The organism is Bradyrhizobium sp. Leo78, from assembly GCF_059512425.1.
Genome location: NZ_JCAMOT010000202.1, coordinates 1 through 477 on the forward strand (window position 1 = coordinate 1; position 477 = coordinate 477).

Genomic DNA, 477 nt, shown 5'->3' on the forward strand with positions numbered 1-477 from the left:
GGCCGTCGCGCGAGTGAAGTAGAGGCTGCGCAGGCGGGTGTCGGAAATCGGCGAACCGATGACCTTGACGATGTGCGGCGCGGTCTTGTCCTCCTCATTATCGATTTCGATGGTCAGCGTGCCGATATCGACTGCTTCGTTCTCGAGGGGTCGCAAGGCCGCCCGCACCGTTTCAGGCTCGATCGTCGGCAGGTCGCCCTGGACGTTGACGATGAACTTCGCCTTGCCGTCCGGATCCACCTTCTTCAGCGCTTCGAAGATACGGTCCGAGCCGGATTGATGATCCTTGCTGGTCATGACGACTTCGAAGCCGGCGGCAGCCACGGTATCGAACACCTGCGGGTCGTCGACGGCGACGCCGACCCGGCCGATTTCGGCTTCTTTTGCGCGCATCGCCACCTGCACGATCATCGGCAGTCCGCAAATATCGGCGAGCGGCTTGCCCGGAAGCCGAGTTGAAGCCATCCGTGCCGGGAT

General features: G+C 62.5%; 1 protein-coding gene. It reads right to left on the reverse strand.

Annotated features, from left to right (window positions below; all coding sequences use genetic code 11):
- The coding region (locus AC5ZG1_RS44285) for a cytidylyltransferase domain-containing protein (RefSeq protein ID WP_496136553.1) at positions 1–477 on the reverse strand (477 nt) is incomplete at both ends.